Consider the following 26,868-nt stretch of genomic DNA (forward strand, 5'->3'; position numbering starts at 1 on the left):
GTAAAAATGGTTACTGACGTACAACAAGCTGCAATGGGCATGGTACTGTTTCCAGCAGGTATTTTTGCCTTTGCCGCCACAACGCTTTTTCATATATATGCCGTTATAAGTAGTGTTGGCCAATTTGATCAATACAAAGAGAAGAAAATGCTTTGGGTTGCCATTGCCATGTTCTTTAGTTTTGGTTTTGCCATTTACTATTTTGTACCTAAATCTCGTATGAAAGGGCTAGTTGTACTCAGTTTCGGTTTATTAGGATTGGTGTGTTATATCACGGGAACAATGCTTTTACCGGCAAAAGAACCTAAATTTGATATATCTCCTACTCTTTTAGAGGAGGTAAAACTCACCAAACCCGACCCTGATCGCTACTTACAAATCCAACAAGAATACCAAAAACGTTTTGATGACATGATTGCAGAACAGGAAAAAACCAGACGTTCAATGCAAGATGCGCTTAACACACAGAACAAACAAGCTGTTGAAGACCAAAAACGGTTACAACAAGAGTTTGAAAACCAGATTCGCCAATTAATTGACCAAAAAATAGCGAATCCTTCCCAACCACAATAATAGAGGAAAAACCCTATGAATTTACATGAATATCAAGCTAAAACCTTGCTTGCCAAATACGGTTTACCTGTACAGCAAGGGGTTTTAGCAACAACTGCCGAAGAAGCAGCCAAAGCCTTTGATGAACTTGGTGGTAAATTTGCTGTGATCAAAGCACAAGTTCACGCAGGTGGCCGCGGTAAAGCAGGCGGTGTAAAAGTTGTCAAAAGCAGTGAAGAAGCAGTAGAAGTAACGAAAAGCCTAATTGGCACAAACCTTGTTACCTATCAAACAGATGCTAATGGTCAACCAGTAAACAGCGTTTTGGTTTGCGAAGACATGTATCCAGTAGAGCGTGAATTATATTTGGGTGCCGTAGTTGATCGCTCTAGCCGCCGTGTAACTTTTATGGCTTCTACCGAAGGTGGTGTAGAAATTGAAAAAGTTGCAGAAGAAACACCTGAAAAAATCATTAAAGTAACTGTAGACCCATTGGTTGGGATGCAACCCTTTCAAGCACGCGAAGTTGCTTTTGCATTGGGTTTAAAAGATGGTCAAATTAAAGAGTTCACCAATTTAATGCTAAACGCTTATACAGCATTTGTTGAAAATGACTTTGCTTTATTTGAAATTAATCCTTTGGCTATCCGTGGTAATGGCTCTTTAGCTTGTGTGGATGCAAAAATTGGTTTGGACTCTAATGCTATGTATCGCCACCCTGATCTATTGGCACAAAGAGATAAATCTCAAGAAAACGAAAGAGAACTCAAAGCAAGTGAGTTTGACTTAAACTATGTTGCATTAGAAGGCAATATTGGTTGTATGGTCAATGGTGCTGGGCTTGCTATGGCAACAATGGATATCATCAAGCTTTATGGCGGACAACCAGCAAACTTTTTAGATGTAGGTGGTGGTGCCACAAAAGATCGCGTAATTGAAGCATTTAAACTTATTTTAGCTGATACATCTGTACAAGGCGTATTAATCAACATTTTTGGCGGTATTGTTCGTTGCGATATGATTGCAGAAGCCATTATTGCTGCTGTGAAAGAAGTTAAGGTCACTGTACCTGTTGTTGTACGCTTAGAAGGCAATAATGCTGAATTAGGTTCAAAACTATTGGCTGAATCTGGTCTGACATTAATTCCTGCTGAAGGTTTAGCAGATGCTGCCCAAAAAATTGTTGCTGCTGTAAAAGGGGAAAAATAATGAGCGTATTAGTCAATAAAGACACAAAAGTATTGGTACAAGGTTTTACTGGAAAAAATGGCACATTCCACTCTGAACAAGCCATTGCATATGGTACTAAGGTTGTTGGTGGTGTCACCCCTGGTAAAGGTGGCAGCAAACATTTAAACTTACCTGTATTTAATACAATGCAAGAAGCGGTTAAAGAAACTCAAGCAGATGCATCGGTCATTTATGTACCTGCACCATTTGTTTTGGACTCAATTGTCGAAGCAGTAGATGCTGGCATTGGTTTGGTTGTGGTGATTACTGAAGGTGTTCCTACCTTAGACATGCTAAAAGCCAAACGTTATATCGAAACGGTGGGCAATGTTCGCTTAATTGGTCCTAACTGCCCAGGTATCATTACCCCTGGTGAATGTAAAATTGGTATTATGCCAGGTCATATTCACTTACCAGGAAAAATTGGTATTGTTTCTCGTTCTGGTACCCTAACCTATGAAGCAGTTGCTCAAACAACCAAACTAGGCTTAGGTCAATCAACCTGTATCGGTATTGGTGGAGACCCAATTCCTGGTACAAGCCATATTGATGCGTTAGAGTTGTTCCAAAATGATCCTCAAACAGAAGCAATTGTGATGATTGGTGAAATTGGTGGTACAGCAGAAGAAGAAGCTGCTGAATACATTAAATCCAACGTTACCAAACCTGTTGTGGGTTATATTGCTGGGGTAACAGCACCTAAAGGTAAACGTATGGGACACGCAGGCGCGATTATTTCTGGTGGTAAAGGTACTGCGGAAGAAAAATTTAAAGCATTTGAAAAAGCAGGTGTCACTTACACTCGTAGCCCAGCTGAAATTGGTTCAACCATGCATGAGCTTTTAAAAAGTAAAGGCATGTTGTAATCATTAATTATTCTGCTTTATATCAAAATAGCCTGAAACTAAAGTTTCAGGCTATTTTTTATTATAAACACTCTATCAAAACAACATAAAAAAATAATCAAAAAAAATAATTCAATTAAAAATAACTATATATGGATTTTTAAAAATATAATATATTGATTTTATTTTATTTTTTGTTTTTTTATATATTTTTATAAATTCTTTTATAAAAATATATATACAATAAAACACTTTTCTCGTATAATCCTTACCTGAAATTCCTTTTGTAGTAGTTATAAATTCTTGGCTCAGTTATGTCGTATAGCTGAGCCACTTTCTTTTATAAATCAGCAACTCACCGCATTTAAAGCCCACGTTCACAGTAAACTAATTCAAAAAATCAAAAGGGAGAACAATTTCATTTAATTTCCACTCAATAAGCCCTTCACGTCTAAACCTAAATTTCACCACTTTTCCTTCATCATTGGGAATCTCTACAACAAACCAGCTAAAGCTTTCATAACCTGTTTTGGCCTGATTCCATTTAGCACCAAAACCAGAGTAATTGTTTTCAGAAGACTGTTCAGCTGAAGGTGGTGTAATAGTTGGCTGATGCTCAGCTATTTTCTTCACATTTTCACCTTTAAATAATGCCCCAATTGCCTCTGGAGAAATTAAAACTTCGGTCAATCGATCAACCAATCCTGGAATCATCACCATGGCAAAATCAGAAAAAGGATTATTTTGCATTTCTGGGGCACTAACAAACTGAGCCGTAATCGCTGTTTTTAACTGTTTACCCAAATGAGTCCGCACACTATCATAATCAATATATTGAGATAATCCATCGATATTCTGCGCTACAACTTCTTCTCTAATATTTTTCATCACTAAATAAGGTGTTGCATATATATACCCGATTGCAAATAAAATAATGACAAAGACTGTGACTAAGATTTTTTTCATGTTTTACCTTTAATGTATCAATAAAATTTCAAATAGATATTTGATCAAAATACCTCAATCACATCTTTATCTACTTTGATTAGATACTTATTATAATGGCTTTCTTCTTATCTTCAAATTAAGATGAGCACGCATGAAAATAAAAGACAATTAAGCTTTAATTAAGTTTTTTATTTAAGAAAGTTTTTGGAAATCTTGGCTCTGGCTATGCATGAGTACCAAAATAGAAAATCTGTGGAAACAAATGAAAGTGTTCAATCAGAAATAAGGCTGTAATGACAGTACCGATCAACCAAATAGCAGAATATATAATCCAAAATCTATTATGTTCAGAAAAACGATCTTTTCCATAAATGATCTTATATAACCAAAGGCCTAAACAAGCAAAGATAAGGTTCATTAATAAAAATATAGATTCAGGATGTTCTAATGGCGCATGTTTCATTTTTGTATTTTAATATAAGTGTACGATTATATTGACAAACAAAGACCAAATAAGTTCATTTTGATGGTTTATGCTAGAATGACACCATGAAAAAACGAATCCTATTTTCACTACTATTTTTATCTTTTGCTCAGGCTGAAACGATTCAGTGTAAAGTGACAAATGTTATTGATAGTAATAATATTGTTTGCAAAAAAGCGAACAACGAACCAGTTGAAGTTAAGTTATATCAAATTGATGCACCTGATTTAGGGCAAGCTTTTAGTCAGGAAGCTAAACACTCTTTAACTTCGCACTACCTTAATCGACACATAGATATTGAAACACATGGCATAGACAAATATCAAAGAACACTTGGAACAATATATACGATGAATATGTGCTCCTGCTACCCAGAAGGAGACCCAATGAACGTATCTGATGATTGTGGATGCAAGTTTGATCGAAATCTTTCGATGATTCAACAAGGTCATGCTTGGTTCGATAAATCTTATGGAGAGAACCCAGAATACCAACAAGCTCAAGAAGAAGCAAAGCAAGCCAAACGTGGTCTATGGGCTGATACTAATCCTATTCCACCTTGGGAATGGAGAAAATAGAAAGTGAAAAAATGAAAAAGATACTCTTAGTTTGTTTGATATTTTCCTGTTTTCAAGCCAACGCGTATCGGATCATGCCTCCCCCAACGACCGTTTGCACAGACAATAATTGGGCAGAATTAATTGTTAAAAGAAAAATTCGATATTATAACGATCTAGAATCTTTTCCTATTTGTGTTCTACCTGATGGTAATTACTACTACCCCCATCAACTTAAGTATGCAAAAAATGACCGACTCAAACATTTGTTCGATCAATACTCAGGACAATACCCTACATTTGAACAAATAGAGGAAGCCAAGGAACAAATGCGAAAAAATGGCTATATAGTAGATTAAATAATAAGAACTCTGCGCTCCAACTGTAGAAATTTATATTTATACCATTGCCTGCTTTTACAACGACATTGATTAACCTACTTTCATGATATCACAGTGAACTTGCAACACCATTTCGAAAAATTTCAAACAAATTGAATATTGCACAAAAACATCAAAAGCTATTGTCACTTGACTGATGACGGTAATATTCAGGAGTGACACCGGCAATTTGCCGAAACATAGTAATAAAAGCTGAAGTTGAGCTATAGCCCAAATCAAATGCAATATTTTGTACTGTTTTTCCTTGCTCTAACAAAAAAACACTATGAACAAAACGCAGACGTTGTCGCCACTCACGAAATGACATGCCCAGTTCTTTTTGACAACGGCGAGCAAGAGTACGCTCAGTGGTATACACTTTTTTAGCCCATTGAGCCAAAGTTGTATTGTCAGTCGGGTTCTCTTCTAAGGCACTAAGAATTGGTGACAAATATTTATCGGCACTACTAGGTAAATAATTATGTTGAAGTGGCTCAGCTTGCAGCTGATCAATTAAGACCTGACAAAGGCGTTGATCTTGCTCCGTACTTGGCACCATGATATTTCGTTTAAAAAAAGACTCAATAATGGCATATGTAATCATACTCAAACCCAACAAACAAGGCAGTTTAGGCATTCCTTGACAAAAATGAGCATTAATATTGATCGAACGAAACCAAGTAGGCTTATCATTATGGCTGGCATGTTCTACTTCTGGCGGTATCCATAAAGCAAAACCTGAAGGAGCCACAAAACGTTGCCCATCTATACTTAAAACAAAAACACCCGATTTCACACAAATTATCTGCCCCCAATTATGAGCGTGAACAAGGTATTCTGTATTCGCATTGACCTCCTCACAACGAAAAAATAGAATGCTATTAGGGTATGACTCTGAAGAAGCAATTCGCTGTTCTTTGACCATATAAACACCTACAACATGAAAGTTGTCAGAATTATACTATAAATTGTCTGATATTCGTTATTTACATTAGTTAAGACATATTATACTCACCGCTGGAATAAACTCTTTGTGAAATCTATATTATTATGGCTTTTTTGTATCCATTATTAGCAGTTTTGATCTGGGCAGTGAATGCCATTGTGAATAAACTATCAGCTGGCGCTATTGATCCAGCTGCTATTTCTTTTTACCGTTGGTTGTTGGCTTTATTGGTATTAACACCTTTTGTATTACCGAGAATTATTAGTCATTGGCACGATGTTAAACCACATTTGTTTAAATTCCTGATCCTTGGTTTATTAGGTATGGCACTTTATCAAAGCTTAGCTTACTATGCAGCTTATACCATCAGTGCTTTAACCATCGGTATTTTTGTCTCAATTATTCCATTATTAACCGTATTATTGAGCATCTTTATTTTAAAGTCTCCACCAACAATCAGAATCTTAATTGGTAGTATCTTATCCTTTATTGGCATTGTCTGGCTAATTAGTGGTGGGCACCCAATGATATTAGTACAATCAGGCGTTGGCAAAGGTGAATTAATGATGCTGATCGCAGCAATAGCTTATGCGCTCTATGGTGTTTTAACTAAACACTGGTCAATTCCCGTATCCAACTGGCAATCTTTGTACATGCAAATTATTTTTGGCGTATTACTATTATTTCCTGAATTTTTATTCACTCACAATATATCGCTGAACACTCATAATATCTGGTTAGTAATATATGCAGGTATCCCAGCATCTATTATTGCACCATTTGTATGGATTCAAGGTGTCATCAAATTAGGTGCCAGTAAAACAGCATTATTTATGAATCTAACGCCTATTTTTACCGCAATTATTTCTATCTTTTTTCTGCACGAGTCACTACACAGTTACCACCTTATTGGAGGGATACTGACCTTGATTGGTGTTGCTATCGCACAGCGATTACAGCTACCATCAAGGAAAAATAAAAAAATCATTGCTTAACCCTGAAAATACAATTCACCTAGACTTATCATCAGGCTAAGTATGTTTTTCATATAATATCCAAGAGTTTTCTAGCATATTCTATTTTTCTATGGATAGAAACACATGCTAGAATTACGCCATGAAAAAACTACTCCTACTACTGTTGTTCTCCCTAGCTCAGGCTCAAATAGTTTTGAGTAAGGAAAATATGTCTATTTGCCAAACCAACAACTGGGGAGAAATTCACGCCACATTACAAAAAGAACAAGATATTTTTACTCCTGATATGGAATTAACATATTGTATTTTACCCAATGGAAATTTCATTCCTACCTTTTTCTTTACCTTAGATGACGAATATCTACCCTACGATAAATTAATTTTTTCTTCAAAAATATATGATGCCTACACCCAATTACATCACTCTGAATACACAACAAAACGCAATTTAGTTGATTTAATCATCAAGTATCATTCAGGAAAATCCCCAACACAAGGACAAATAGCAAAGGCTAAAGAGCAGCTTAGAAAACATGGTTGTTTCATCCATGAAATCAAATAACCTTTAATAAATATGCTTGCACTTATCTTAAGATAGGGCTACCATAAAAGCGATAATGATTATCATTTTTATTAAAGGAACCTGTAATGAAATTTCTAAATAATATTTGTTTCATCAGCACATTAACAATACTCTCTCCTTTTGTTTTCGCAACAGAATATTATATGGGAAATAATATTGAGAAAAATGGCATGAATATCTCCCCTGCCTATCTATTAGGTGTAACAATGGATGGCCATCCAAAAGGTATGTCCACAGACCCCAGCGCTATTCACATAGAACTCGATATTCATGCTTCAAAAAATAATAAACATGGCTATCCTGAGAATGCTTGGATTCCCTATTTAAACATTAAACTAAAAATGGAAAAACTAGGTAGTAACTATAAAGAGCTAAAAACATTAGCAAATATGCAAGCCATTGACGGACCACATTACGCTAATAATTTCTCTATGGCTGGCCCAGGTCAATATAAAGCCACCTATACAATAGAACCACCATCTGTAAATGGTTTTATTCGACACACGGACAAAGATACAGGCGTACCAATCTGGTGGCAGCCTTTTAGTGTTTCATGGACCTTTACATACCCAAGCAAAGAAATAAAATAATAAAATATATCTATGCCGTAAAGTTAAGAGCTTGTGTTTATTTTATTTACCAGCCCTCGGCATAGAATAGGAAAAAGGTCTCATGAAAAAATAATACATGTAGCAGCAAAAATTAAAAAGGAAAGAGATTGTTTTAGGAGCTGCCACAATATTTTCAAGACATCTATTCTATTTTTAAAAATAGAAACAATTGGTTAAAACAAAAAATGCTTACCTTAAAAAGATTTTTAATTGGTAGTTAAATGGGTTAATTTAACATAAAATAATGCCAAAAATTCTATTATTGCTTCTCAAACTGATAATCTCGTTCAACTAAAGCAATACGTACTTTAAATGATTGATACCATTGAGCTCTTCCCCTATCTCTAATGAGTGAATGTTCAAAATTTTCTTTCCATTTCTTTATCGACTCTAAATCACGCCAATAAGAAACAGTGATGCCAATCCCTTCCCTTGCAGATTCGACTCCTAAAAAACCATCTTGTTCAGAAACCAATTCAAACATCCTTATCGCCTCAGCAGAATAGCCATTTTCTTCGGATGTTCTAATAGAGGTAAATATAACAGCATAGTAAGGAACTTTAGGCGTATTTGCGATCATGATATATCCTAAATATATTTAACAAATCTAGAAAAATACAAGATATTATATAATTATTTTAATCATTAAAGACAAACACCATTAATTTTTGCTTATTTTTTGTTATTAAAAATTCTCTTAGTACTTTTTCAGGCAATAAGATATTATGATATGTAGAGGATATAATTTATTAGTCAATGAGTTAAAAATAAAAAAGATACAAGATATAAGCCCTGCTGTAAATTATAAATGGATGCCTAAAATAGCTCTTTATTTTCAATTAACAGCTAAAGGCTTATCTTTTAAACAGAAAAAACTCACCTGCAAATTTCAGTCAATTTAAGAACAGGAAATTCATGCAACCAACTGTATTCGATAAATTAAATGTATTCTCGTTTCATCTTCGTTTTTAAAAAGCTATTAATTAGATAAAAAAACTAAACTATCTATTTGAAATATTAAATGCTAAGATACTTATTCTTACGTGATATCAGCCCATCTAGGTTCGTTTTTCTAGGTGGGTTTTAATTATTTTTATACTATTTTTATTAATACAGCTTCCAATAAATTATTGCAGTTTACAAAATTGCACAAACTAACGATTTTTGCATACCACAAAATTTTATCCCAAACCACGTCCGCTACGTTCTTGTTGTTGCGCTAATTGTAACTGTCTTTCTAGCTGTTTTTGTTCGAGTTCTTGAATTAAATCGCTGTATATTTGACTAGCTTCTTGTAAACGCTCGCCTGCGTTCACGTTAGATACTTTTGTAGAATCAACCGTTGCAAACGGCCAATAATTCTTTGCAACCGTATAAATCACATCGTTTTCTTCATTAATCCCCAGATGCTTGATTTTATCTGCTGTCAGACCTCTGGCGATGCTTGCATATGCTATTTCCGTGACCATCGGTGTGACCCATTTATCTCCCGCTTTTTCTAAAATGGGGGGCGCTAATCCTTCATATAATTTATCGTATACATTCTTTACTTCATTATTGATATCAGGATTATTTAATATTTGTTCTTTTTCATATAATGAACGAGGTAAATTAGGATATGCTTTATTGATCTCTTTTAGCTTATCTATTTCTTCATCTGTATACAGCATTGGCTCTAAACCAGATTTCTTCAATAAAAAATTAACTGAATCTACTGCCTGTTCTATTTTATCCCAACGCTCTTCAATTGTGAGATTACGAACGGGGATATTCTCTTTCATTTCAGAGGACCAACTATTCAAATAATAGGCATTCAAGTCTAAGTTGTAGTTAATTCCTAGCTTATCCATAAGTAAAACAGACCCTACTTCAGCTCGCCACTCATCAACAACATAATTTGTATCACCTTGTTTCTTTGATTCTGGAATAGTCTCATCATTAAATTGGGGTGATTTATCTTTAGTGGCATGTATTAACTCATGCGCCAACACTTGCATATAAGCATCTGCTGAAACAAAATGTTCTTTTGTCGGTAAGTGAATGGTTTCATAATCAGTGGCAGTCAATCTCTTATCACCAAAGTAGTGAATCTCAACACCTATTGATTCTGCCATGCTTTCTAGCTGTTTAAGCTGTTTTTCTTGTTCTTCTGATACATAGACATCAAATTCATTGATATAGAGCTTAAACTCTTTTCTACCGCTTTCTATTTGATTACCGTTATAATAATCTTCATATAAGGCTTCTTTTTCAGCTTTAAATGCTTTTTCTTTTTCCTTTTCGTTTTCCCCTGAATCTGCTATCTGTTCATACTTCCTTTCTAAGTCCGCCAAATCGCTTCGTTTAAGTCCTTTTTCAGGTACAGCACCGTCCATAATTTTAAACCCTGCTTCTTCTATTTCTTTTCTGGTCCCTACTCTTGGGTCACCATTAAACTGAGGGTTTTTAACAATGCCTTTCTCAAACTCTACTTTATGAGTATTTCCATGAACATCTTGTATACCATTTTCACTGGCTTCTTCTGAGCGATATTGCTGATTCTCTGGATAAGTCCGTCTAATGAGCACTTCTTTTAAATAATCAGACATATTATTTTTCCCCTATCCCATATTCACGCATTTTTTCTTCATAGAAAGCACTCTGTGCTTGTTCCATTTTTTCTTTGGACCCAAAGAATTTATACTGTTCTTCTTCAATCTGTTCAAAGTTATAATTATTCTGTTTTAGATATTTATTTAAATAGTCCATTAATCCTGTAGATTTACTAAATTCTTGTGCAAAACTATAAGGTGTTTTAGGTCGTAAAGCATCAAGTAGCCCTGCTTGTCTAATAACAAGATAAAGTTTTTTATAAACTTCCTCTAATTGTTTATCCACTTCTTCTGTTGTTGTTATTTTTTGACTGGTAAAGGAATCACCTAAAATATCCTTATCGAACCAAATTCTATCTTTAGGTGTCCGACCATATCGACTACATATCTGTACATGTGGATAGAGAGGATGTGTATAGCTAGGCTTAGAATCGCGTAGGACACGATGTTTATAGCCCATTAAGGTGAAACATTCTTCAATCAACTCATCCAGCTGCTTTTCTTGCTCATCTGTACCTGAAACAAACCGTAAGTTGCCAATAGTACGGATTGATAATTGAGGGGTTTGCTTTTCTTGAGCAAAAACAAATTGATTCAAACCTAATAGGTATACTAATAATAGAGGGATAACTTTTTTGAACATAACAATATGCCATCTGATAAATTAATTTGCATATTTTAGGTTGATTTAATCCTATTGTCTATGGATTTATTTCTTGACAATTACAGCGGCAACATGAGCACGCGGTTTAATCACGGCTTGGATACTGCTGACCATAGATATATTTATATTAATAGTGTTTTATGTTTTGAAATATTAGCGATAGACAAAACTGTGTTATAGCGCAAATTTACATTTGATAAAATGTGTACAGACGAAACTAAAAAACACAAAAAAATAAAATCAGCCTTTCAAATATGAAAGGCTGATTTTATTTTGTAACACTATTTAAACCATTGTTGTTTGTTGTATTCAGAGCTGGAATCAAACTGGCATGTCCATTTTAATAAGCGCTAGATGTTAAGTCAGCAAATAATTTTACAATTTATTACCCACACAAATTTTGCTCATGTTCAAAATATTAACCAAAATCAAGCCAAATTCTCAACAGTAATCTACAATATGCTTATCTCAAAATATTAGAAAATTGAGATGAGATAAAATAACAAGTTTTACAAACATTATATTTAGTCATGGATTTTAATGAATCTTCATTATAAAAAGATAGTATATGTCTTCCTACGTATAATAGGTACAAGTTGGTTTGCTCTATTTACTTTTTTAGTTCTGATTTTTATTGGCACTCATATCACTTCAATAATAAACGCAAGAAATATTGACTCAGACACACCTCCTTTTTCACAATTCTATATATTATTTGAGTCACCAGATGAAAATAAAATTTTTCCTGTTCTTCTAATAAATGTAGAAGAATTTCAGAAAAATAATCAAAATATAAGTTTATTTTTGCAAAAAAACAGTGGAGAGATAGAAAAAGACTCAGAAAAATGGAAGTACACTGTACATGAAAAAATGGAGGGTATTCAAGAAATTCAAGTCTTATACCAAGGAGAGGACGAACGCTCTGAATCCATTTACTTATCTGGAAAAAATGGTATTACTCTAAAATATTCAAGGATTCTTATACCAGGATATATGTTTCATTCTATCCCTTATGCATTGTTATTATCAATCATTATACATTTCAGCTTAATATATTTATGCAAATGTTATAATTTAAAACATAAACTAAACTAATACAATTTAGGTTTTTTTAATTTTTAATTTTTATATATCTCACATCAGCACTTCACTCACAACACACAGAAGGCTATTGTATAGGCTTTAACATCAATAAAATAAATTACAGAAGGTGATTTAATGTAGTCTTCTTAATTTGTGCTAATATTTAATAATGGATAAAGAATATTTTAAACCTCCTTGCAATAGTGGAAACATTGAAAGAAGCAAAAGGCTCAGCCTTCCATTGATGGTTGCCGCTATTCCTTATTTTATATTTGTAATTTTAAACATTTTTGATTATTTTAAAATTGAACTACATGAGCTATTAAATAATTTGCTCGGTATTTCTCTTTTGATCTCTTGGTTTCTTGGTGTTGGTATAAACATATCCGCATTATTTTCAGAAAAAAATAAAATTTATTATTTTTTGGCTTTAGTTCTTTTGCTTGCCCCAGTTGTACGGATATTTATTTCTTTTGCTAGAAGTTGGCCTGATTAGATTTGATGTTAACTACCAAAAACTTCTTATTATAATACTCAGACTATAAAGGATAACAAGTCCAAAGACTTTCCACTGACTAAGGTTTTAAATCAAAGTCAGCCATTCGATAGATAGTATAGTGAATTTTGACTCCCAAAGGCTACTTCATAAAAAACCTGCGGTTATAAAATTTTGCAAGTCGTCGATTTTTTTTAACAGCCGCTAATTTATACAGACTTCCTTTTTTATATGCAAGTTCTAGATCCATACTTGCATCACAAGAACCTAAAGCAGCTACTCGCTGTAACTCTTTTATTAAATCATTTCCTTTGAAGTCAATATAAGCCCGTTGGCGTAAAGCATCTGGGTGATTCATTTTACACGCAATATTTACCAGTCTATCCGCTATTTCTCTATGTCCATCAATATAGGCCGTTTCATCGTAAAAACAACTAAGAAGATAAATTGCTGGTGCATATCTTTTTTTAGCGGCTAAACAAAGGAATTTTAAGTGTGATGGAGGCCAAAACAACATTTCAAAGCCATCTTTATATTCAGGAAAAACCTTATTTAAATAGTTCCCATAGATACTATCTTTATCTTGTTCATTATAAAATCTAGACCAACTCCCACAAAAATATAACTGTTTACCTGTTGCATGACCTGATTTAATAATTTGTTCTAAATCTGTGACACACTTATTAATTTCTTCTGTAGCATCCCAAGCTCCATTTTCCAGTAGCATATCAAGCTGCATTTCTAAAGGCATACCCTGTATTTTTTTTAGACATTTTTTTAGTTTACGCTGCTCAAATCTCTTTCTTGTCATTTATGAATAATCCTTATATTTTTATGTAAATTTATAGATAAGTATATTGTTGATTGCTGCTGAGAATTTAGGTTGATTTTGATTGGAGTGTACGGATGAAGATAAAAAAAGCCTCTCAAACATGAAAGGCTATATTTTATTCTACAACACTATAATATCATCGTTGTTTTTGGTGCCCGGAGCCGGAATCGAACCGGCACGCCCGTTTTAATAAGCGACGGATTTTAAGTCCGTTGTGTCTACCTATTTCACCACCCGGGCTACTCAAAAAACAATAAAACTTTGGAGGCGGAGGCCGGAATCGAACCGGCGTCCACGGCTTTGCAGGCCGCTGCATAACCACTTTGCTACCCCGCCACACTCTTGGCGTATGTAACGAAAAACAAAATTCGTATTAAAACACAACTTCTTGATAATATGAATATTTTTTGTTTACCGCTCTAGCTGGTGTACGGCATTATCTACAAAAAACGGTATCTTGTCAAATGATCTAGTAAATAAATTGTGCTCAGAACCAGTAATTATAACACCTTTTTTATCAAATCAATTAAAAAGTGTTTGTTTTATAACATACTAATTTCATCATATTGTAAAAAAATATTTTTTCCGCTTCGAATAAAATTACCTATTAGCTCTATTTACCTAATAACAACCACTCAAACTTAATTGTAGTGACTGGGTTTTAAATATCCTCAGCAACATAATATAAACAAATAAATCTTACTCCATCTGATGAACACATGACTGAATAATTTGCTCACGTAACCACTGATGAGCGGGGTCACGATGCACACGTTCATGCCAAAGCATCAACATATCAAACCCTGATACGTTAATAGGTGGTTCAATCATTTGTAAGGTATGGTTATTTTGTACTAAACGAGCAGGTAATATAGCCACAAGATCACTATTTTCCAACACATTCATTAAAAATAGAAAATGTGGGACAGATAAAACTACCCGACGCATTAGCCCCAATTTTGATAGTTCCGTATCCACTACCCCATGAAAACCACCGCCATCAGGCGAAACAATCGCATACTCAAGTTGACAAAATTGTGACAGGGTTAAATTTGCTGTCAAAAACGGGTGCCCAATACGCCCAGCCAAAACAGATCTTTCTTGAAACATAAGTCGTTGATGTAAATTATCTGGTGCATCTTCACGAATATGAAAAGCAAGATCAATGATGCCTTGTTCTGTTTGTTTGACAATATCTGTAGGGACCAAATCATGTATTGCTAAACGTGTATTTGGCGCAATAGTGCTTAGTTTACTTATTAGAGACAGTAAAATGGTCAACTCACTATAGTCAGATGCCATTACCTGCCATGTTTGTGTCGCTGTACTTGGATCAAAAGAGCTAACAGGTAATATTGTGCGCTCAAGCATAGATAAAGCTTCTCTTAATGGTGTGTGCAATTCTCTTGCTCTGGCTGTAGGCAGCATTCCTCTAGCTGCTGGTAAAAGCAAAGGATCTTGAAAAATCTCCCTTAATTTTGCCAACTGGACACTGACTGATGGCTGAGAAAGACTTAAACGTTCAGCCGCACGTGTGACGTTTTGTTCTAATAACAGCGTATCAAGTGTGACCAATAAATTAAGATCTAATTTTCTTAATGTATTACTCATAACAATACCTAGTATATTTTAAATTCATTTTAACTATACCTATTCTAAAGCTATGATGCAATGTACAAACAACATACCCCTAAACTTTAGAAAGCGTATTAACCATGAAGATATTACTTGTTTATGCTCACCCTGAGCCACAATCATTAAATGGCTCAATTAAAAAATTTTTAATCAACCATCTTGAAAATAAAGGACATCATGTTCAAGTATCTGACTTATATAGTATGAACTGGAAACCAACGCTTGATATTGATGATTATCCTGATAGACCCGCCAATACTCGTTTTAACCCATCATTGGATTCTCAATATGCTTTTGAACATAATACACAACGTGAAGATATTGCTTTAGAGCAAGATAAATTGCGTTGGGCTGATACGGTTATTTTTCAATTCCCTTTATGGTGGTTTTCAATGCCCGCAATTTTAAAAGGTTGGTTTGATCGTGTTTATGCCTATGGTTTTGCTTATGGTGTAGGAGAACATTCTGATCATCACTGGGGAGACCGCTATGGAGAAGGTATTATGGCGGGTAAACGTGCTATGTTGCTTGTTACCACAGGAGGATGGCCTTCTCATTACAGCCCCAGAGGAATTAATGGTCCTATAGAAGATATTTTATTTCCAATTGAACACGGTATTTTATATTACCCAGGTTTTGATGTTCTACCGCCATTTGTTATTTATCACACCAGTAAAATTGATGAAGAAAAATTTTTGACGATTTGTGATCAACTAGGAGAACGTCTTGATACACTTTGGCAAACACCCCCTATTGCCTTTCGGTCACAAAATACGGGTATGTACACGATCCCTGATTTAACTTTACGTGCAGATATTGCGCCAGAACAAGCTGGATTTAATACCCATATTGTAAAATGAATTGAATTCAATCACATTCAATATCTTTTAAGATAAAGTCAGGCCTTAAATATAAGGCCTGACTTTATCTTATCTGAATGATTATTTTACTAAAAAATAATTTAATATTCATTAAATCAAGGTCAATACAATTTGTTTGGATATGCCCTTCTCAGTAACTTGTGTTGAAGCATGATAGTTTTGTCCTTGTTTACTTGCTTGAATCATTGACTGAAAATCTAATCCTGCTTGATTCAATTCTTCAATAGCAGATTTTGGTAAAATACTCGTCAAAATATTGATAAAAGCAACAGGAATAGTCAATGTTTCATCTAATTCATTATTAATGTATTTTTCAACTTTTATTTTTTTCATTGTATTTAAACTCCTTATTAATGAAATAAAGCGAATAATGGGTTATTTTAATATCAGCAAAAATAACCCTGAGGTTAAATTGGCCATATTGTTTAATCAAAATGATATAGAATACCAATCCCAATCATGTTTCTTGATGAGCCTTCTGTCATTGGACTATCTTTAATTGAATTACTCAAACGTGTATAACGGCCCGTGACAAAAGCTTGCCAGTTTTTATAAAAGGAATAATGTGCATTCACTGCTAAGTAAGGTGTCGAACCGCTATTTGCACTGTAATGATTCAAGCCACTACGTTGAGACTCTTGATCGCTAACGCCATAATAATAGTTATTATGCTTACTGTTCTGCCATTGCACCCCCACGCTAGGTTCGATATAAAATTTATCGAATTGAAAGGGATAGCCATAGGAAACATCTGCAATAACGCCCTTACTGTGGCCACTAATATCAGCCAATGCTCGAGTATGAATATTGCCCCAACCAGCTTTATGCGTGTACCCTAAACCTGCCATCACAGACGCTTTGCGGTCATCTAATTGCTTTAACGCTTGATGATCAGTTTTAGATGCTTTAAAGCGTGTTGGCAAATAAGCAACTTGTGCATAAAGTTGGTCGGTTTCAGTGTGAACAGCATACACACCTGCGCTGGCACCTTTAAAAAAGAAATATCGACTATCATAATTAATGACAGGCATAGGGTAAATTTGAGTATCATAATCACGATAAGCTGGTTCCTCAAATAAAACCCCTCCCCCTATTGATAAACCTTCAGCATAAACGATCTTACTAGACATTATACCAAAAGCTAACATACACATAGCTTTTAAAAACAAAGCTTTTTTATTTTGTTTCATACTTTTTATTCCCTTATTGGTTAAAATTAAACTTTTAAATACAACAATCAATCAATTCTATTCAAAAAAAATGAGCGCTCAACCACAATTAATCTGATACAAACAGCCAACAACAGTATGGTGATGATCCATTTGGTTTGTGGATCTGTTTGGAAAAGTTCGGCAGTGGCAACGAGCATAAAATGAAAAAACACACCAGCTGGAATACTACGAGCGCTTTTATAATAAAACCAGTTGGCTAAAATGGCTGCAGGGAAAATACTGACAAAGAAATTCACAACATAAAGCCAGCCTAATTGATATAAGCCCTGCTGATAGGTTTGATTGATAAAAAACAATGGGATATGCCAAATACCCCACAAAACAGCAAACAATAAGGTAGCACTCAACATGCTTTTATTTGATTGCAAGCTGTCTACCCCATAGGTTCGCCAACCTAGCTCCTCCAATAATGCAGCAACAATTGCCACTGGCAACATAGCAAAAAAGCCACTTGAAAATCTAAACTGCTCAACAGAAAACCCAAATAGCACAGAGATAACTGTTGCCACAATTAATGTAAGCAATATAGCAGACACAATAAATAATAAACTTTTCCAAGTAATGCTTGAGACAGAAAAAAGACGCCTACGATAATCTTGAATAATTCTTTTGTCACCAGAAATAAATATCATCATAATGGCAGCAATAAATGGGCCTAATAACCCCAATAATGCACACACCACCATTGCAACTTTATTATCTGGCCGGTAGCTATAATAGGCTGCAAATGACCAACAAGACCAGCTGAGCAAATAGACTAAAAAATAAAACAGAAAAGGCCGATAAATAAGATTCATTTTAGATGACATCATAATTTATTGTCCTGAAGCCAAACCAGCTGATAAAGCGGTTAAAATAGAACCTGGTTTTGCCGCAAATGCTCGCTCAATAAGCGTAAACATAGCCTGAGTTCTGGCTTGTTCTTCTTGAATTGACCAATTAAATATCCCTTGTCCCAATAAAAACTGTGAACCGGCTAAAATAAATTGAACCGTGCTTAATGGATCTTCAACTTGAAATACCCCTTCTTGATTACCTTGCTCAACCACCTTGGCTAAAATTGGTCCAAATACACGTACAGTCTCTATATTAATACGTTCATGCAATGCTTTATTTTCTGGTAAATGCATTCCATCAACCACGCTTTGTTTTTCAGTAGTTAAGCTCTTTTGTTGAGACAGAATGGCACAAATTTTGTCAATTGCATTTAAATGTTCATTATGTACAATTTGTTCGGAGCCCTCGGCCATATCGATAACTAGCTGCTCAGTGAGTGCATCAAGTATTTCTTCCTTGGATTTAAAATAATAATAGAAGGTTCCTTTTGCGATCTGTGCTTCGCGAACGATTTCATCTACAGATGTTTTTGTGTAACCTTTCATTTGAAATAACTTATTGGCTACCGCCATAATTTCTGCCCGACGAACATCTGGCGCTTTAACTATTCTCATGAATTCCTACCCCACCTAAAAATCATTTAATTTGAACAATCATACCTTATAGACTGACGGTCGGTCAATTATTTTTTTCAATATTTGCTCAAAACAGAAGTTAACCCAGAAAAATTTTAAATTTGATTGAGCCAGGTATAATCGCACAATATGACATATTTTTATTTAATGTTTTATATCTATAAAAACTATTAAATAAATTAAACAAACTATTAAATGCGTCATTTTGCATCCATTTTAAATGATAGGGTTGGTACGCCAGAGGCTCAAATGGCAGGACGACTATTGGAAGAAGATATTAAAAATCATCAATAATATCAATTATATATATAAAATAAAGCACATACATTACATTAAGGGGGTACAAAAACTATTTAAACGACAGGATAAGTAATGTCTTCCATATTAATACCAATAAGACGTTTTTTTGTGACATCTCGATGAGGCGGTTCGCCAAATTGGCGTTTGTATTCTCGATTAAATTGTGTTGCACTTTCATACCCCACTTTAAGTGCCGCACTAATTGTGTCATGACCTTCAGCCAACATTAATCGTTCTGCCTCATATAGGCGAAGACGCTTTTGAAACTGAAGTGGGCTTAAAGTAGTCATACGCCTAAAATGACGATGAAACGAAGAAGGCGCCATATTCACACGTTGTGCTAAAGTATTAATATCAAGCGGTGCTGTATAATTGTCTCTTAACCAACTAATCGCTCTTGCAATACGATTTGCCTGTGTACCTAAAACACTCACCATGCGTAAGCACTCACCTTTAGGGCCTGTTAATAGCAGATAATGGATTTCACGAATGATCATTGGCGCCAAGACAGGTATTCGTTCAGGGTGATCAAGCAACTCAACCAAACGCAAAAAAGCATTTAAAATATCGTGACTCACCTCAGTCACCACAATGCCTTTTACTGGAGCGTCAATTGGCTTTTGTATGGATGCTGCCAACTTGGGCACCTCCGTCATTAACTGAGTAATCAAATAGCGATCTAATTTAATAGAAACAGCAAGAAAAGGCTTATCAGCAGAAGCAACCGTAATATGGTTTAAACTGGGCATATCAACGCCAGCTGCCATACAATAATACTCACCATATTGATACTCTTCATTACCAATAATGGATCGTTTTGACCCTTGTACCACTACCCCAATAACAGGTTGATAAAAACAGCTTTCTCGTTTAAACGTTTCATCTCGGCGGAAAATCGTCAAACCTTCAATTGCAGTATCAATACGATCTTGTTTAGGTAGATGTTGTAAAAGCTTTTCTTTTAGACAAGCGTTAGCATGTTCTACTTCAAAACTGATTTCTGGTTTCATATGCTCCCTATTCCGATACATTTAAACAATATAATCATTTGTCTTAACCTGATCATAACATATTTTTATTTTTGACAAAAAAAATTGAGCGAATTAGGCAATAATCACTCATATTCGAACCTATATTCACCCTAGTAGTAATCACCCTCACATATAACCAATTTATATAAACATCACTGTATTTCTTGACCCAAAATGTCTAAAGGGCACACACAAATTATGTACCCTCCAATACATTCATTTTTCAGTCTTGAACCTCTAATGATATAGTCATTACATCAACTGTTTTAAAATTTGGGCCTGCATGGGGTTTAGTGCGACCATCCAAACTCTTTTCATGCAAAAAATGCTCAAGATGATGGGCAATTTCAAGATTATTTAAATCTGCAAATGGTGCATGAGTATTACCTTTAATACCAATTTCAGGCAGTAAAACCAATGTCGCATCTCCCCCATGACGATTAACCGTATCAACAAATTGTTTTGCCTGAGTGCTGGCAACTCGCCATAAATCAACGTTAAAAATATCACTAGGCTCTTTTGCTATATTGTCACCGTAAACAATCAAAATCGGCATCTTCGTCAATTTTTTAAATTCACTTATAGGCACCATTTGTGGCTGCATAAATTGCTCAACCAATTTAGCTTTTGCCGGAATATCAGCTGGACGCTCTCCCTCAGGAAAAGCAAAGGCGCCTGGTTCATAAGCCACAACAGCCTTAACCCGTTCTGGTACAGCCATTGCGGTAGCCCAACCATATTGCCCACTATTAGAATGCGTGATCAAAATACTTGGGCCCGTTTGCTGTAAAAGCTTACCCATAGTGTTACCTAAAAAAGCCCTATATTGTGCAGTACGAGGTTCTTCCCCGGTATCCGGGGCCTGTTGCCTAAAAAACTGATCAATAGCTGATGCATCTTTTGGAAACTGAACATTGGCAAATAAATAAGGCTTTTGTGGTGGTGCCCAAACACCGTTACGAAAAGCATCCCAAACAGAACTTTCCATAGCTGTTGTAGGGACATCATTTGGATCGCTGCTTGTTGCCTGTGTTCTCCCAGCCCTGCCTCGGTGAGGCTGATCAATAATATACACAGGCCAATCCTGACGGGTTAAAATAGCCTGAAAACCTTCGCGACCATCTGGTGTGCTTTCCCAAGACTTACCCGATTGGCCAATTCCATGCCACATCACCAAAGGATAGGTTCGTGCATTTCGTGGCACATAATACTGAGCGTATCCATGATCCCCGTGGAAAGTTTCACCTGAGGCAGTTGATGTTACCGTACCACCAAATAGCAAACTGCCCATTGTTTTTAAAATAATGGGTTTTTGTGCTTGGTCATTATTTTGAGCAATTACTGGAGCTTGAACCAAGCAAAACATAAGGACCAGTGCAGACCATACAAAAATACGATTACCTTTGTTTGTTAATGTTTTCATATTGATACTCATTCTAGTTTAATAAAAAAATCATCTTAAGTTCGTCTTTATTCAGTAGCATTTTTCAGCTTCTGCTCATTGGGTTGAACACTTTGTTCATAACTTTCTATCTTATGGGTCAACTGCGCCAATGTGCTTTGTAACCCTTCAATTTGTGCAATCAGCAGCGCACGCTGTTTCATTAAAAGCTCTTTTCTTGCCTGAGCCATTTGATCCCCAGCATGAACCATCTCAACATATTCCAAAAGCAATTCTATCGACATGCCTGCATTACGCATAAATTTAATGGCTTCAACCCAACGACAATCCTGTTCGTTATACTCCCTCACCCCTGCACTATTTCGATAAATCTTAGGAATCAATCCAATTCGCTCGTAATAACGTAAAGTATCAGGAGAAAGATCATATTTTTTACCCACATCTGATATATTCATTTGTCCTCCAATTAACTATTTTTTTCATCATAATGTCTGGAGTTAACTCCAAGTCAAGTAAATTCTAAAATAAATAATATTTGATGCTGGTTTGTTTACACCTAATCAAAATAAGCTTATCATTTAAATGAATGACCATTCATTCAAAAAAAGATAAAGATAATGAATAAACGAGAAGAACAAAAAAAGCATACCAGACAAAGACTTTTAATTGCTGCGGCAACTTGTTTTGCTGAAAAGGGCTATTCTGGTTGCTCTGTGGCAGATATTGCCACTCGAGCAGGAGTCAGCCAAGGTAATCTTTATGTTCACTTTAAAAACAAAGAACACCTATTTCAAGCCATGATTGAAGAAGAACATCAGCAAGGTGCACAAAAAGCCAAACAAGCAGCCAACTCAACACATTTTTTACAAGGCATCATCACCTTGATGACCGATTGTATCAGAGATGTTGGCTTTCCAATTGACCATCGATTATGGACTGAAATTTTAGCAGTATGTGCGCGTGACGAGTCAATCCGACAAACATTTGTTTCAAGTGATCAAGCTATGCGAGAAGTATTTATTGATCTATTAAAAAAAGCAGCTAATGCAGGCGAAATAGATCACTCTCTTGATTTTAATTCTGTTTCTATCTGGCTTTACGCCTTAATAGATGGCCTTATTGCTAGAACAGCCAACGATACCAATTTTGAGTTTCAACAACATCTCAACGTTTTTGAGACATTGGTCAAACGCGCCCTAAAACCTTAAAAAATCAATTTATTATATATAAAAAGGGAACATCCATGAACAAATGTAAAATAACTGTACTGAAAAAAACCTTTGATCAAGAACTGGCACAAGAATATGGTGCACAAGACCTTACACCCTGCCCCATGTTAAAAGAAGGACAAATATTTCATGCCGATTATGCTTGCCCAGAAGGTTTTTGCAATGAAGCTTGGAAAGCAATATACCAATACGTATTTGCTCTGGCTCATGGTGTTGGTAATGATAATGGGCTCTTTTATTATGGAGACTGGATACGCAAACCTGGTGTGGCTATTTGTAGCTGTAATGATGGCCTAAGGCCTGTTATTTTTAAAATCGAACAAACAACACAAGAGGCCAAAATTGAATATACACCAGTAGAATAATAGACCAACTCACAAAATTTACATTTAATTAGATCGATGCTTATATTGCTGTAGGCATCGCTGGTTTATGCATAATCTTCCTGTTTCATCATCATTGGCAAACAAATTAATTTAATTAAAGGTTAGCTGAAACACAATTCCCTAAAAAAATAGTAATCACCACTATTGTTCCAATAGCATTTTACTGACAAAATATTTTTAATTTCTATCAGGTAAAAATTTCCAAATAAAAACAGTTAAAATAGAAAACAATACCCCTGCTGTTAACAACACAAACACATGCGAATGAATGAATGCATTTTTAGCAGCTAAAATTAAGTGACTGCTTAAAATTTGGTCATCTAATGTATTGGCGGCCAAAAAAGCTTCATTAATAGAATGCGTCGCTTGTACAGCTAATTGGGTTGGTATCGCATCGGGTATCATTATATTTTGGCTAAAAATAATTGAAAGCATCATGCCAAAAATAACAACACCAAACCCTGCACCTAACTCATAAGCCATTCCTTCTATAGCACCAGCTGAAGCAGATTTTTCTGCTGGTGCAGAAGACATGATCGCTGTAGTAGAAGCCAATAACGCAATACCAATACTTAAACCTAATAAAACCATCATACTCCATGCTAAATATGGATGAACCATAAAATCACACACAGCAAGGCCAAAGAAACTTAAAGCACTTAAACCTATACCTGTAGTAGCAACGATTCTTAAACCTAATCGTGGTACCAGCCAACCAGCTAAGGGGCCACCAAAACCACTTGCCAGCATTAACGGAAGCATGAATATCCCTGCCTTCAAGGGAGTTAAACCATGTACCAGTTGGAGTTCTTGAGCCATTAATAACTCAAACCCAACAATACTAATCATGGCGGTCATTGCCATGATGATACCCATGGTGAGGACTCTTATCTTAAGCAAGCCAAAATCAATCATTGGAGCTTTAGCGCTCAATTCTTGTTTGACAAAAATATACAAAATAACGGCACCTACTCCCCCTATAAGAAAAGTAACTAAAATTGAATTATCGGCTCTGAATCCTGACTTAATTGCATATATCAGCATCAATAGTGCTGTTATTAAAACTAAAGCTTTACTAATCTGCCATTGCTGTTGCGTATTTTGTGGTTGCTTAGGAACAACCCATAATGTAGCGATTAACGCAATAAATATAATGGGAATGTTAATCAAAAAGACTGCCCCCCAATAAAAATGCTGTAACAAATAGCCTCCTACTAACGGGCCAATTGCAGCGCCACACACACCAACTGTTGCCCAGACACCTAATGCTGAGGATCTTTCACTCTCATCTAAAAATGTCTTACGAATACCAGCCAAAGTAGCAGGTAAAATCATTGCTGCACCTATAGCCAATACTGCTCTAAAAATAATCAACATTATAGAGTTAGGAGCTAAAGCAGCACCTAACGAAGCAATACCAAAAATAATCAGGCCAATAATGGCCAATTTTTTATAGCCAATTTTGTCACCTAAAGCGCCCATTGGTAACAACAGCCCCGCCATCATTAACGAATAGATATCTATGATCCATAATAATTCATTAGTAGTAGAACCGAGCTCTAAACTCAATGTTGGAACGGCAACATGCAATACTGTAGCATCAATGGAAACAGGCAAATATATAAAAATGATTAAAATCAAAATCAACCATTTGTGATTCATATCACTAACCTTTTTTTAAAATTCTGAACATATGTTCAATTTTACATAGAATTTGAACACATGTCCATTTTATTGCATAATGACAGAATCTAAAGTTGATCAAGGTTGCAATAGTGGCTTATTTAAAAAAAAGCGAAAGATACGATGAGATTTTAAAAGTTGCCATGACGATCATTGTTCAAGAAGGCATCGCTTCTATTACTGCTAGAAGAGTTGCTAAAGAAGCCAATATCGCTGTGGGACAAATCCATCATCATTTTAAATCGATTGGGCAGCTTAAAGCCCAGGCTTTAATTAAAGTCACAGATCAATTAATTACTCAAGCGGAACACACTCACCCAGATGAGTCTATCCTCGATAAAATAATTAAAATCGTTAGTCCTATTATAGGTAAAGAAGGGTTAATGATCAGAAAGCTCTGGAATGAAGCTACCTTTTTATCTGAGCGAGATCCAGATATCAAACAAGCATACCAGCAATCTACAGAAGAATGGCATAAAGCCATCGTAAAACTTCTTGACGAGGCAGTTGCAACCAACAAAATATCAACAAATAATGTATCAGAGCTTGCTTGGCGACTCATTGCTTTGAGCTGTGGCATAGATAATCTTGTCATAGTGGATGGTTTTCACTTTAGTCAAGAAGCGGTCAATAATCATATCATTGCACTACTGCAATGAATGGTACAATTTACATTTAAAATACCCAAGATCATTACGGAGGCTTTGCTCAGTTAGCTGGCATTGTTACTACTCGGTTAATAGGCCAATATTATAAAAATAAATAGCGTTCAATATTTAAAACCTTAGCCTCCTCCAAATGTCTTACGCCAAGCTCTTGGGCTAACGCTATAACGTTTTGTAAAATGTTGTCTGAACGATGTCGCAGTTTGAAACCCTACTATTTCAGCAACATTCTCTATTGATTGCGAAGTGCTTTCCAGTAGTTCAAGGCTGCGCTGCAAACGCTCATTTATTATCCACTCTTTAACTGTCATATGAGTCGCCTTGGCAAAATGGCGAGTAAAAGAGCGACGGCTCATTAATGTCTGGGCGGCAAGTTCGTCTATTGAGTGTTGTTTTACCAGATTTTTACGTAAATAATCCAGTAAATGGTTAATTTTTGCATCTCTTGTCGAAGACGCAATCGGCTGTTCAATAAATTGAGCTTGCCCACCTTCACGGTGCGGTGGTACTACCATAAGACGGGCAATTTTATTAGCTGTCTGTGAACCATAATATTCGCGTACGATATATAAACAACAGTCTAACCCGGCAGCCGTTCCGGCGGATGTAATCACTCTATCTTCTTCTACATAAAGTGCGTTTGTATCAAGTTTTACCTCGGGAAAACGCAGGCAAAAATCTTGTTCAGCTAACCAATGAGTAACCGCTTTTTTACCATTTAGTAACCCAGTGTAAGCAAGCGCATAGGCTCCATAACATAAGCCGACTATATGCGCGTTTCGTTTATGAGCGCGGATAATCGCATCGGTTAAAACTGGGTCAGGCGGTTCGTTCAGTTCATCCCAGCTTGGAATGATCACAATATCGGCAGTTTCGAGTAACTCTACCCCGCCATCAGGCTGAACAGTCATCGCTCGTTCTGCCTGTTGAGATTTGCCATCCGAAGAGACAATTTTTAGGTCAAACAGGCGAATATCAGATAAAGAGATACTAAATACCATATAAGGTACAGAAAAATGGAACGGGCTAAAATTAGGGTGAAGAACCAAAGCGACGGAAGGTATTGACATACAGCTTCTCATACTCATAAAAATGTTATTTTAGCATTTTGGCCCAAACATTTCGATAATTGTCATTTAGGTCAATACATCTTTTGCCTATCCTCTTTTTATA

31 protein-coding genes and 2 tRNA genes are annotated in these 26,868 nt (G+C 35.5%); 14 read left to right on the forward strand and 19 right to left on the reverse strand.

The window, feature by feature from the left end; genetic code table 11:
- Positions 1 to 6: 6 nt before the first annotated feature.
- The 3 genes from AADH04_RS02560 to sucD are packed head-to-tail and all read left to right on the forward strand — an operon-like array spanning position 7 to position 2,648.
- Positions 7 to 573 carry a hypothetical protein gene (locus AADH04_RS02560; protein WP_434778689.1) on the forward strand — a complete coding sequence of 189 codons (567 nt, stop codon included), beginning with the start codon at positions 7 to 9 and terminating at the stop codon, positions 571 to 573.
- A 15-nt stretch (positions 574 to 588) separates the two neighbouring features.
- Positions 589 to 1,761: an ADP-forming succinate--CoA ligase subunit beta gene (gene sucC, locus AADH04_RS02565; RefSeq protein WP_434778690.1), complete on the forward strand. Its 1,173-nt coding sequence runs from the start codon at positions 589 to 591 to the stop codon at positions 1,759 to 1,761.
- Positions 1,761 to 2,648 carry a succinate--CoA ligase subunit alpha gene (gene sucD / locus AADH04_RS02570; protein ID WP_434778691.1) on the forward strand — a complete coding sequence of 296 codons (888 nt, stop codon included), beginning with the start codon at positions 1,761 to 1,763 and terminating at the stop codon, positions 2,646 to 2,648. Before sucC ends, sucD begins: the two co-directional genes overlap by 1 nt.
- 366 nt (positions 2,649 to 3,014) lie before the next feature.
- Here sucD and AADH04_RS02575 read toward each other — a convergent pair whose 3' ends face one another.
- Both AADH04_RS02575 and AADH04_RS02580 read right to left on the reverse strand, forming a co-directional pair.
- Positions 3,015 to 3,593 (reverse strand): DUF2939 domain-containing protein, encoded by a 579-nt coding sequence (locus AADH04_RS02575; RefSeq protein WP_434778692.1) that lies wholly within the window; start codon positions 3,591 to 3,593, stop codon positions 3,015 to 3,017.
- Between the two features lie 205 nt (positions 3,594 to 3,798).
- Positions 3,799 to 4,038, reverse strand: a complete 240-nt coding sequence (locus tag AADH04_RS02580; protein ID WP_434778693.1) for a hypothetical protein — start codon at positions 4,036 to 4,038, stop codon at positions 3,799 to 3,801.
- Between the two features lie 86 nt (positions 4,039 to 4,124).
- Between AADH04_RS02580 and AADH04_RS02585 the strand changes: the two genes are divergently transcribed.
- The gene (locus tag AADH04_RS02585; protein WP_434778694.1) at positions 4,125 to 4,637 is read left to right on the forward strand and encodes a thermonuclease family protein; all 513 of its coding nucleotides are present in this window, start codon (positions 4,125 to 4,127) and stop codon (positions 4,635 to 4,637) included.
- 74 nt (positions 4,638 to 4,711) lie between these two features.
- Positions 4,712 to 4,975, forward strand: coding sequence for a hypothetical protein (locus tag AADH04_RS02590; protein WP_434778695.1), 264 nt, complete (start codon positions 4,712 to 4,714; stop codon positions 4,973 to 4,975).
- Between the two features lie 154 nt (positions 4,976 to 5,129).
- Here AADH04_RS02590 and AADH04_RS02595 read toward each other — a convergent pair whose 3' ends face one another.
- Complete coding sequence (locus AADH04_RS02595) at positions 5,130 to 5,921, reverse strand: AraC family transcriptional regulator (RefSeq protein WP_434778696.1); 792 nt, start codon at positions 5,919 to 5,921, stop codon at positions 5,130 to 5,132.
- Positions 5,922 to 6,046: 125 nt separating this feature from the next.
- Between AADH04_RS02595 and AADH04_RS02600 the strand changes: the two genes are divergently transcribed.
- The 3 genes from AADH04_RS02600 to AADH04_RS02610 all read left to right on the forward strand — a co-directional run bounded on the left by AADH04_RS02600 (position 6,047) and on the right by AADH04_RS02610 (position 8,092).
- Complete coding sequence (locus tag AADH04_RS02600) at positions 6,047 to 6,937, forward strand: DMT family transporter (RefSeq protein WP_434778697.1); 891 nt, start codon at positions 6,047 to 6,049, stop codon at positions 6,935 to 6,937.
- Between the two features lie 121 nt (positions 6,938 to 7,058).
- Positions 7,059 to 7,481, forward strand: a complete 423-nt coding sequence (locus AADH04_RS02605; RefSeq protein WP_434778698.1) for a hypothetical protein — start codon at positions 7,059 to 7,061, stop codon at positions 7,479 to 7,481.
- A gap of 86 nt (positions 7,482 to 7,567) precedes the next feature.
- On the forward strand, positions 7,568 to 8,092 hold the full coding sequence (locus AADH04_RS02610; protein WP_434778699.1) for an iron transporter: 525 nt from the start codon (positions 7,568 to 7,570) through the stop codon (positions 8,090 to 8,092).
- 280 nt (positions 8,093 to 8,372) lie between these two features.
- Here the strand turns inward: AADH04_RS02610 and AADH04_RS02615 are convergent, their stop codons facing one another.
- The 3 genes from AADH04_RS02615 to AADH04_RS02625 all read right to left on the reverse strand — a co-directional run bounded on the left by AADH04_RS02615 (position 8,373) and on the right by AADH04_RS02625 (position 11,347).
- Positions 8,373 to 8,693, reverse strand: a complete 321-nt coding sequence (locus AADH04_RS02615; protein WP_434778700.1) for an antibiotic biosynthesis monooxygenase family protein — start codon at positions 8,691 to 8,693, stop codon at positions 8,373 to 8,375.
- 601 nt (positions 8,694 to 9,294) lie between these two features.
- Entirely contained in the window at positions 9,295 to 10,701 is a 1,407-nt protein-coding gene (locus tag AADH04_RS02620; RefSeq protein WP_434778701.1) for a zincin-like metallopeptidase domain-containing protein, read from the reverse strand.
- Position 10,702: 1 nt separating this feature from the next.
- The gene (locus tag AADH04_RS02625) at positions 10,703 to 11,347 is read right to left on the reverse strand and encodes a hypothetical protein (RefSeq protein ID WP_434778702.1); all 645 of its coding nucleotides are present in this window, start codon (positions 11,345 to 11,347) and stop codon (positions 10,703 to 10,705) included.
- A gap of 561 nt (positions 11,348 to 11,908) precedes the next feature.
- Here AADH04_RS02625 and AADH04_RS02630 point away from each other — a divergent pair.
- Positions 11,909 to 12,463, forward strand: a complete 555-nt coding sequence (locus tag AADH04_RS02630) for a hypothetical protein (protein ID WP_434778703.1) — start codon at positions 11,909 to 11,911, stop codon at positions 12,461 to 12,463.
- 157 nt (positions 12,464 to 12,620) lie between these two features.
- Positions 12,621 to 12,947, forward strand: a complete 327-nt coding sequence (locus AADH04_RS02635; protein WP_434778704.1) for a hypothetical protein — start codon at positions 12,621 to 12,623, stop codon at positions 12,945 to 12,947.
- Between the two features lie 142 nt (positions 12,948 to 13,089).
- Here AADH04_RS02635 and AADH04_RS02640 read toward each other — a convergent pair whose 3' ends face one another.
- The 4 genes from AADH04_RS02640 to AADH04_RS02655 all read right to left on the reverse strand — a co-directional run bounded on the left by AADH04_RS02640 (position 13,090) and on the right by AADH04_RS02655 (position 15,390).
- Complete coding sequence (locus tag AADH04_RS02640; RefSeq protein WP_434778705.1) at positions 13,090 to 13,758, reverse strand: hypothetical protein; 669 nt, start codon at positions 13,756 to 13,758, stop codon at positions 13,090 to 13,092.
- Positions 13,759 to 13,928: 170 nt separating this feature from the next.
- Positions 13,929 to 14,019 (reverse strand) — tRNA-Leu (locus tag AADH04_RS02645).
- A gap of 22 nt (positions 14,020 to 14,041) precedes the next feature.
- Positions 14,042 to 14,115 (reverse strand) — tRNA-Cys (locus AADH04_RS02650).
- Between the two features lie 363 nt (positions 14,116 to 14,478).
- Positions 14,479 to 15,390, reverse strand: coding sequence for a LysR family transcriptional regulator (locus tag AADH04_RS02655; RefSeq protein ID WP_434778706.1), 912 nt, complete (start codon positions 15,388 to 15,390; stop codon positions 14,479 to 14,481).
- 104 nt (positions 15,391 to 15,494) lie between these two features.
- On the opposite strand from AADH04_RS02655, the gene AADH04_RS02660 reads away from it, so the two are divergent.
- The gene (locus AADH04_RS02660) at positions 15,495 to 16,274 is read left to right on the forward strand and encodes an NAD(P)H-dependent oxidoreductase (RefSeq protein ID WP_434778707.1); all 780 of its coding nucleotides are present in this window, start codon (positions 15,495 to 15,497) and stop codon (positions 16,272 to 16,274) included.
- A 111-nt stretch (positions 16,275 to 16,385) separates the two neighbouring features.
- On the opposite strand, the gene AADH04_RS02665 is transcribed toward AADH04_RS02660, so the two are convergent.
- The 7 genes from AADH04_RS02665 to AADH04_RS02695 form a co-directional block, all read right to left on the reverse strand.
- A complete protein-coding gene (locus AADH04_RS02665; protein ID WP_434778708.1) occupies positions 16,386 to 16,628 on the reverse strand; it encodes a hypothetical protein in 243 nt (80 codons plus the stop codon).
- A gap of 92 nt (positions 16,629 to 16,720) precedes the next feature.
- The gene (locus AADH04_RS02670) at positions 16,721 to 17,485 is read right to left on the reverse strand and encodes a MipA/OmpV family protein (RefSeq protein WP_434778709.1); all 765 of its coding nucleotides are present in this window, start codon (positions 17,483 to 17,485) and stop codon (positions 16,721 to 16,723) included.
- Positions 17,486 to 17,532: 47 nt separating this feature from the next.
- Positions 17,533 to 18,339, reverse strand: coding sequence for a CPBP family intramembrane glutamic endopeptidase (locus AADH04_RS02675; RefSeq protein WP_434778710.1), 807 nt, complete (start codon positions 18,337 to 18,339; stop codon positions 17,533 to 17,535).
- Between the two features lie 3 nt (positions 18,340 to 18,342).
- The gene (locus AADH04_RS02680) at positions 18,343 to 18,978 is read right to left on the reverse strand and encodes a TetR/AcrR family transcriptional regulator (protein ID WP_434778711.1); all 636 of its coding nucleotides are present in this window, start codon (positions 18,976 to 18,978) and stop codon (positions 18,343 to 18,345) included.
- Between the two features lie 374 nt (positions 18,979 to 19,352).
- Entirely contained in the window at positions 19,353 to 20,309 is a 957-nt protein-coding gene (locus AADH04_RS02685; RefSeq protein WP_434778712.1) for an AraC family transcriptional regulator N-terminal domain-containing protein, read from the reverse strand.
- Between the two features lie 244 nt (positions 20,310 to 20,553).
- Positions 20,554 to 21,753 carry an alpha/beta hydrolase gene (locus AADH04_RS02690; protein WP_434778713.1) on the reverse strand — a complete coding sequence of 400 codons (1,200 nt, stop codon included), beginning with the start codon at positions 21,751 to 21,753 and terminating at the stop codon, positions 20,554 to 20,556.
- Between the two features lie 47 nt (positions 21,754 to 21,800).
- The gene (locus tag AADH04_RS02695) at positions 21,801 to 22,187 is read right to left on the reverse strand and encodes a MerR family transcriptional regulator (protein ID WP_434778714.1); all 387 of its coding nucleotides are present in this window, start codon (positions 22,185 to 22,187) and stop codon (positions 21,801 to 21,803) included.
- Positions 22,188 to 22,349: 162 nt separating this feature from the next.
- Between AADH04_RS02695 and AADH04_RS02700 the strand changes: the two genes are divergently transcribed.
- Together AADH04_RS02700 and AADH04_RS02705 are read left to right on the forward strand one after the other, a co-directional pair.
- Positions 22,350 to 22,940, forward strand: a complete 591-nt coding sequence (locus AADH04_RS02700) for a TetR/AcrR family transcriptional regulator (protein WP_434778715.1) — start codon at positions 22,350 to 22,352, stop codon at positions 22,938 to 22,940.
- A 35-nt stretch (positions 22,941 to 22,975) separates the two neighbouring features.
- Positions 22,976 to 23,326, forward strand: a complete 351-nt coding sequence (locus AADH04_RS02705; protein WP_434778716.1) for a TIGR04076 family protein — start codon at positions 22,976 to 22,978, stop codon at positions 23,324 to 23,326.
- A 198-nt stretch (positions 23,327 to 23,524) separates the two neighbouring features.
- Here the strand turns inward: AADH04_RS02705 and AADH04_RS02710 are convergent, their stop codons facing one another.
- Positions 23,525 to 25,009 (reverse strand): MFS transporter, encoded by a 1,485-nt coding sequence (locus AADH04_RS02710; protein ID WP_434778717.1) that lies wholly within the window; start codon positions 25,007 to 25,009, stop codon positions 23,525 to 23,527.
- Between the two features lie 164 nt (positions 25,010 to 25,173).
- Here AADH04_RS02710 and AADH04_RS02715 point away from each other — a divergent pair, with 164 nt between their 5' ends.
- A complete protein-coding gene (locus AADH04_RS02715) occupies positions 25,174 to 25,689 on the forward strand; it encodes a TetR family transcriptional regulator (protein WP_434778718.1) in 516 nt (171 codons plus the stop codon).
- 125 nt (positions 25,690 to 25,814) lie between these two features.
- Here AADH04_RS02715 and AADH04_RS02720 read toward each other — a convergent pair whose 3' ends face one another.
- Positions 25,815 to 26,765, reverse strand: coding sequence for a GlxA family transcriptional regulator (locus AADH04_RS02720; protein WP_434778719.1), 951 nt, complete (start codon positions 26,763 to 26,765; stop codon positions 25,815 to 25,817).
- Positions 26,766 to 26,868 lie beyond the last annotated feature (103 nt).

This window comes from Neisseria sp. Ec49-e6-T10, assembly GCF_051132615.1.
Taxonomy (GTDB): Bacteria; Pseudomonadota; Gammaproteobacteria; order Burkholderiales; family Neisseriaceae.